This is a genomic window from Micrococcus sp. NPDC078436 (genome assembly GCF_040702705.1).
Taxonomy (GTDB): domain Bacteria; phylum Actinomycetota; class Actinomycetes; order Actinomycetales; family Micrococcaceae; genus Micrococcus.
Genome location: NZ_JBFBLX010000026.1, coordinates 1 through 6,691 on the forward strand (window position 1 = coordinate 1; position 6,691 = coordinate 6,691).

A 6,691-nucleotide genomic window follows, 5' to 3' on the forward strand; every position below is an offset into this window, starting at 1 on the left:
CGACCCGGTACGACAAGTACGCGATCGTCTACCGGGCCGCCGTGGTGTTGAACGCTGTGCTCGCGTGGTCCAAACGATTGTCAGACATGCCCTAGCTCTCGTTCCGTCTTCGGGAGAGGCTGGCGAGGTACTCGTTGTAAGAGTCGAGTTCGGCGTCCTCGGCTTTCTGTCGCTGTCTCGAGGTGCGCACGTCGCGGGCTCGCCAGCGGGACAGGCAGACGATGAGCACTACGAACATCGGCAGCTCCGCGTAGGTCCATACCAGCGTGCCGGCGATCGCCTGGTCGATGACGGGGTCATGGCTGCCTGTGGGGGTGGCGTATGCGCTGAACAGCGGTGTGGCGGTACGGAGCAGGATCAGGCCGAAAATGGCGTGGATCTGGATCTCGACGGCGATATCGACGAATCGTGCGGCGAAGGAGGGTTGGCGCGGTAGCGGATCGGAGGACCATAGCGGTGTTGCCGAGACGATGCCGAGGACGAGGATGACGAAGAGCAAGGCGTCCTGGCCGAAGGGGATGCGCATGATGACGCTGATCGCGTCGGTCAGGTAGAGGACCGGGTACAGCAGTATCGCAATGACGATGGCGACCACAGGGTGCAGTGCGGCGCTCCAGAATCGTGAGCGCAGTCCCCCGTGCGCGGCACGGAGCACGAGACGCCCGAGGCCGGTGTGCGGTGTGCTGCGCAGGAGCAGCAGCCCGGGTGACCCTGCGATGAGGAGCGGCGGAACGACGGTCAGCAGGGTGATCTGCTGGAACACCAGCGCTGTGATGGATTCCGTCGCGAGACGGTTCACACCGAACATCGTGATAGCGAAGATCAGGGCGCACCCGATCAGGAACGATGCTGTGCGGGCGATCGCCCAACGGCGCCTGTTTCGCCACATCCAGATCGCTCCTCGCAGATACAGTGCCGCGAACAGCAGAGCGGCGATGCCGACGGGTGAGCCGGTGAGGGGTTCGAACGTGACCCACTGGTCGATCGGCGGCATAGCGAATTTCCCTTCATCGAGGCGATCAAACGTCGGCGACTTCGGCCGCGGTGGTGGTGCCGGAGCGGGGTCAGGTGAGGCCGGAGTAGGAGTGGGGCCTTGGCCCTTGATCGTGGACACGGTGTCGGTTCGGTTATGCCGCTTCCGCAAGCGGCACCGGCTCCCAGGGCAACCAGGTACAAGGGAATCTGCCACCGCTCCAGCCAGCCGATCATGTACTTCCTTTCCGGGCGAGGACCTTGCCTCCATCCTCACGGAGCTGCCCGGTTGTCGCGACGTGGCGGTAGAGGGCCTGTTGGACAAGGAACCTACTGCCTGCCCTTCTCGGTTTCCCAACCTGTGTCCGGCTTTGCCGACAGCTCGGCTCCTCACGCCTCAGGTAGTGCCCGAGCGCCAGCCCTGCTTGGCGGGCGCCGATCACTAGCACGTCGGTCTCGGCCATGGTGTGGTTTCTCCTCGTTGCGGGCGCGTGGGCGGGCCGTAGTGCGGCTGGTGTGTCAGTAACCGGTGAGGGCCGGGAAGAAGGTCCAGAACACCGAGGCGGCCACGGCCACATAGGCGATGGCCACCAGGGTTCCGGCCCAGCCGGCGGAGAACCGCACCACCGCGGCGTGCGCGGGGATCACGCCGTGGGCGAGGTTGCGCACGGTGAGCAGGATGAACAGCGGGATCATCGCCGCCCACACGATCATGCAGTACAGGCACAGGATGTGGATCTCGAACAACGCCTGGGACCACAGCCAGATGGTGAACACCGTGCCGGCGGTGACCCCGGCCTGCAGGCCGGCCCAGTACCAGCGCCCGGGGCTCGCCCCGGAGAGGGTCACCATGGCGGTGGTGATGACCACGGCGAACGCCACTATGCCGATCAACGGGTTGGGGAAGCCGAACAGCTCGGACTGCCAGGTCCCCATCACCTTCCCGCAAGACACCCAGGGGTTGATGTCACAGCTGGTGATGTACCCGGCATCCTCGTACAGCTCCAGGCGTTCGAGCACCAGGATCGCCGAGGCCACCCAGCCGACCACCCCGGTGATCAACAGCACCAGGCCGAACGGACGGTGCCGGGCGACAGTCGGTATCCCCGCTACGTCGGAGGCCTGCCCGGTACCGGCAGGGCGGTCGGTGGTGGTCATGGGGATCGTCACGGGTGAATTGGTGTCGGTGTCGGGGACACTCATGGGCCCGGTCAGTCCGTCGTGGCGGCGGCGTCGACCTCGGCGCGGAACTGCTCGAGGGTGTTCAGAGTGAGCATCTGTCCGTCCAGGAAGAAGGTCGGGGTGCCCTGCACGCCCAGCGCGGTCCCGTCGGCCACGTCGGCCTCGATGCGGTCGCGGGTGGCCGGGTCAGCCACCGCGGCATCGTAGGCGGCCATGTCCAGGCCGAGATCCTCGGCGTAACCGCGGAACACCGGGCTCCGGTCCTCAGTGGTATGGCTCCACTGCTCCTGGGTGTCGAACATCTGCTGATACATCGCCTCGTACTGTCCCTGCTGGCCGGCGGCTTCCACGGCTACGGCGGCGGTCATCGAGTTGGGATGTCCGGGCAGCGGGAAGTAGCGGTGCACAAAGGTCACCGTGTCGGCGTACTCGGCGCGCAGTTCTTCCACGACCGGGTAGGCGGCCTTGCAGCCCTCGCACTCGAAGTCCAGGAACTCCACCAGCACGGCCTGCTCGTTCGGGGCCTTGGACAGTACCCGGCTGTCTGGGCGCATCACCGGCGTGGCCTCCGAGGGGGCGCTCTGCCCGGTCCCGGAGGAGGCAGTTTGCCCGGAGCCCTGGGGGGCGGCGTCGCGGGGGCCGCTGGCGGCCACCACTCCGACGATCAGCCCGGCCAGCACCACAGCGGCCAGTACGACCCAGACGATGGTCTTGGCCTTGCGGGATGTGGTGCCCGGTGTTGACGGGTCAGAGGGGGTCGGATTGCGGGTCGGTGTGCTCACGAAGGGATCCGTTTCGGTCGGTGGCGACGGCACCGTGCCGTCGGGGTGGGAATGAGCTGGGGCTGGGATGCAGGGGTGGGTCAGGGGTGGAGGGTCTCAGTGTGGGGGTGGGTGGCCGGTTCGATTTGGAAGGTGGAGTGTTCGATGGGTACTTGGAAATCCTGGGCCACGCACCGTTGCAGGTCGGTCAGCACAGTGCCCAGGTGCGCGGCGGTCAGGCAGCCGTTGTGCACGGTGACGTGCGCGGAGAGCACGGGGGTGTCGGAGTCGATGCGTGAAGCGTGCAGGTCATGGACCTCCAGCACGTGCGGCAGCTCCGATAGCCGGATGCGGACCGCCTCCAGGTCCAAGCCCTTGGGGGTGGTCTCCATGAGTACGTCGATGGTGTCGCGAAGCAGGATCAGGGCTCTGGGCACGATCAGTGCGGCGATCAACAGGGACACCACCGCATCGGCGCGATTCCAGCCGGTGGTGGCGATCACGATCGCCGAAACGATCACTGCGACCGATCCCAGGGCGTCGTTGAGTACCTCCAGGAACGCGGCCTTCATGTTCAGGTTCTCACCTCGGGAAGAGGCCAGGATCGCCAGACCGATGAGGTTGCCAGCCAAACCGATCACCCCGAACCAGAGCATCGCGGTGGATTCGACCTCGGGGGGTTCGATGAGCCGGCGTACGCCCTCCACGGCTACGAAGCCGCCCACGGCCAGCAGCACCGCGGCCTGCGCGGCCGCGGCGATGATCTCGGCGCGCTTGTACCCCCAGGTGCGCTTGTCCGTGGCCGGGCGCAGCGCCAGGGTCGTGGCGGTCAGGGCGATCAGCAACCCGGCTGAGTCAGTAAACATGTGCCCGGCGTCGGCCAGCAGGGCCAGACTGCCCGAAGCCAGCGCGCCGATGACCTCGGCGACCATGATCGTCGCGGTGATGGAGAAGACCACGGCCAGCCGGCCCCGCCGGCCCGCCGCCGGAAGAGCATGGGAATGATCGTGTCCGCTCATACCAGGGTCTCTTCCACTCGATGAATCATCAGCTGAACGTCACCATCCTGTCCGGCGATACTGAAGGCATGCTCAATGCGCACAGCAGGCGCAATCCGCCCCGCAGCCATCGCCGTCCTTCTCGTTCTGGTCCCCGGCGATCAGCGCGGAGGCGGGGGTGCAGCAGGCATCCCCGCGCCAGGCCTCCACCCCTTCCTTGAGGGCGACGGCGGCGATCACCAGGGCCGCGACTGGGTCGGCCCAGGTCCAGCCCAGGGTGCTGTTGAGGACCAGGCCCACCAGCAGGACCGCCGAGAGGTAGGTGCAGATCAGGGTCTGTTTGGAGTCGGCCACCGCGGAGGCGGACCCGAGTTCGCGGCCAGTGCGCCGCTCGAACCAGGACAGGAACGGCATGATGGCCAAGCTCACGGCGGCCAGCACGATCCCCACCGTGGAATGCTCCGGTTGCCCGGCCCCGAACAGGGTGCGCACGGCGTCGACGGTGATGAAGGCGGCCAAGCCGAAGAAGGAGAAGGCGATCAGGCGCAGCGCCACCTTCTCCCGGCGGTGCGGGTCCGGGGTGGCGAACTGCCAGGCCACCGCGGCGGCGGAGAGGACCTCCACGATGGAGTCCAAGCCGAAGCCGATCAACGCGGAGGACGAGGCCACGGTGCCGGCGGCCAGGGCGATGGCCGCCTCGATCACGTTGTAGGTGATGGTTCCGGCCACGATCCAGCGGATCCGGCGGTGCAGGACCGCACGGCGGTCGTCCGTGAGGGGCTTGGAGCTCAGCGTGAGGGTGCTCATGCGCAGGTGCATCCCGCAGCGGAGCAGCAATCCGGGTCGATGGTCAGCGTCAACTCCAGCAGCTCCCCAAGGGTCTGGCCCAGCCGGGGGTCGGCCAGGACGTACCAGACGTTGCGGCCCTCGGCGGTAGTGGTCACCAGCCCGCAGCCGCGCAGGCAGGCCAACTGGTTGGACATCACCTGCTTGGACACCCCCAGCTCCCCGGCCAGCGCCGACGGGCGGGCCGGCCCATCACGCAGGGCCAGCAGGATCCGGGTCCGGGTGTCATCAGAGAGGGCATGGCCCAGTCGGGACAACGCCGAGACATGAGTGAGGGTCGTGGTGCTCATGCCTAGAACGGTACAGCATAGCGTGTACCCTTGTCGGGGTGCCGCCCGGCAAGCGGCCGGCACCATGGCCCGATCCCAGGAGGTCCGCGCAACCGTGCCCCACTCTGATGTCCCGCTGACCGAACCATCCCGGCTCCTGCCCGTCCCATTGTCGGACGGCAGGAGAAGGGGCTCGGTGTGAGCATCGGGAACTACTTCGCCGAGACCGTCAACTCCGGGGCTCTGCTCATTGCCGCACCGCTGGCGATGATCGCAGGGATCGTCTCGTTTCTGTCCCCGTGCATCCTGCCGCTGGTGCCCGGCTACCTCGGTTACGTCTCCGGGCTGGCCAACCCCACACATCCGGACAACCGCCGCCGGGTGCTGACCGGGGTCGGGCTGTTCATCCTGGGCTTCGCCGCGGTCTTCACCCTCTACGGGGCCGCCTTCGGCACGATCGGTCACTGGCTGGTGCGCTGGCAGGACCCGATGATCCGCGTCCTGGGCGTCCTGGTGATCGTTATGGGCCTGGCCATGGTTGGCAAGTTGCCCTTTTTCCAGCGCACGATCAAACCCACCCTGGCCCCCCGGACGGGCCTGGCCGGGGCCCCGGTGCTCGGGGTCGTCTTTGGGCTGGGCTGGACTCCCTGCATCGGCCCGACACTCGGCGCCGTGCTGGCATTGAGCACCACCACCGGCGATCCCTGGCGCGGGGCCCTGCTGGGCTTCCTCTACTGCCTGGGACTGGGCATCCCATTCCTGCTGGCCGCGGCGGGGATCAGCTGGGTCACCAACGCCCTGTCCTACGTCCGCCGCAACATCCGGGTATTCAACATCCTCGGCGGATCCCTGCTGGTGGGGGTCGGGATTCTGATGGTCTCCGGGCTCTGGATGCTGTGGATGTACCAGCTGCAGAGCCTCGCCGGCACCTTCACCACCCCCGTCTAAAACCAGAAACCCCGCCCCACCGGACCGGTTACTGAGGAGTGACCGGGCCGATGGGACGGGGACGAGGGCCCTGAGTGGTCGGTGACGGGTGTGCTCAGAGGCCGAAGGCTCCGCCGCTGATCAGGATGAAGACGCCTAGGGCGTGTCTGAGAATGGATCCAGGGGGCCAGCTGACACCCTGGAAGGCATGTCCCGCTTCCAGATGCTCTCCGATGCCCAATGGGAGTTGATCGCCCCGATGCTCCCGACCCGGACCGGCAGGGCCGGCAGGCCGTTCTCGGACGCCCGCACGATGGTGGAGGCGATCATCTACCGATATCGGTGCGGGATTGCATGGAGGGATCTGCCCGAGGTCTACGGGCCTTGGCAGACCGTGTGGACCTGGCACCGGCGCTTAGCTGAAGAGGGCACCTGGGATGCGGTGCTGGCGAGGCTGACCGCCGCCGCGGACGCCGAAGGCCTGATCGATTGGTCGGTCTCGGTGGACTCCACGATCGCCCGCGCGCATCAGCACGCGACGAACATCACCCGCCTCACAGGGGGATGGGTCGAACTACAGGAATCTGCATGAGGAGCCGGCCGATCACGGCATCGGGCGCTCCCGGGGAGGGCTGAGCACGAAGATCCATCAGCTCGTCGATGGGACCGGGCTGCCGCTGGTCAGCCTGATCACCCCCGGCCAAGCCGGGGACTCCCCGATGCTGCTGCCGCTGCT

General features: G+C 67.2%; 7 protein-coding genes and 2 pseudogenes. 3 read left to right on the forward strand and 6 right to left on the reverse strand.

Going from position 1 to position 6,691, the window contains the following annotated elements; genetic code table 11:
* Positions 1 to 95: pseudogene (locus AB0302_RS11230) on the forward strand (IS5/IS1182 family transposase); the annotation flags it as partial.
* Here the strand turns inward: AB0302_RS11230 and AB0302_RS11235 are convergent.
* From AB0302_RS11235 to AB0302_RS11260, 6 genes are all read right to left on the reverse strand, one after another.
* On the reverse strand, positions 92 to 994 hold the full coding sequence (locus AB0302_RS11235) for a cytochrome c oxidase assembly protein (protein ID WP_036317477.1): 903 nt from the start codon (positions 992 to 994) through the stop codon (positions 92 to 94). The pseudogene AB0302_RS11230 and the gene AB0302_RS11235 overlap by 4 nt on opposite strands.
* A gap of 497 nt (positions 995 to 1,491) precedes the next feature.
* Positions 1,492 to 2,130 carry a vitamin K epoxide reductase family protein gene (locus tag AB0302_RS11240; RefSeq protein WP_319075421.1) on the reverse strand — a complete coding sequence of 213 codons (639 nt, stop codon included), beginning with the start codon at positions 2,128 to 2,130 and terminating at the stop codon, positions 1,492 to 1,494.
* Between the two features lie 53 nt (positions 2,131 to 2,183).
* Positions 2,184 to 2,936, reverse strand: coding sequence for a thioredoxin domain-containing protein (locus tag AB0302_RS11245; protein ID WP_036317487.1), 753 nt, complete (start codon positions 2,934 to 2,936; stop codon positions 2,184 to 2,186).
* A gap of 80 nt (positions 2,937 to 3,016) precedes the next feature.
* A complete protein-coding gene (locus AB0302_RS11250) occupies positions 3,017 to 3,934 on the reverse strand; it encodes a cation diffusion facilitator family transporter (RefSeq protein ID WP_036317488.1) in 918 nt (305 codons plus the stop codon).
* Between the two features lie 72 nt (positions 3,935 to 4,006).
* Complete coding sequence (locus AB0302_RS11255) at positions 4,007 to 4,720, reverse strand: cation transporter (protein ID WP_036317504.1); 714 nt, start codon at positions 4,718 to 4,720, stop codon at positions 4,007 to 4,009.
* Positions 4,717 to 5,049, reverse strand: coding sequence for a metalloregulator ArsR/SmtB family transcription factor (locus AB0302_RS11260; RefSeq protein WP_319075404.1), 333 nt, complete (start codon positions 5,047 to 5,049; stop codon positions 4,717 to 4,719). Before AB0302_RS11260 ends, AB0302_RS11255 begins: the two co-directional genes overlap by 4 nt.
* A 177-nt stretch (positions 5,050 to 5,226) precedes the next feature.
* Here AB0302_RS11260 and AB0302_RS11265 point away from each other — a divergent pair, with 177 nt between their 5' ends.
* Both AB0302_RS11265 and AB0302_RS11270 read left to right on the forward strand, forming a co-directional pair.
* Positions 5,227 to 5,976, forward strand: a complete 750-nt coding sequence (locus tag AB0302_RS11265) for a cytochrome c biogenesis protein CcdA (RefSeq protein ID WP_319075401.1) — start codon at positions 5,227 to 5,229, stop codon at positions 5,974 to 5,976.
* Between the two features lie 187 nt (positions 5,977 to 6,163).
* Positions 6,164 to 6,691, forward strand: a pseudogene (locus AB0302_RS11270) (IS5 family transposase); the annotation flags it as partial.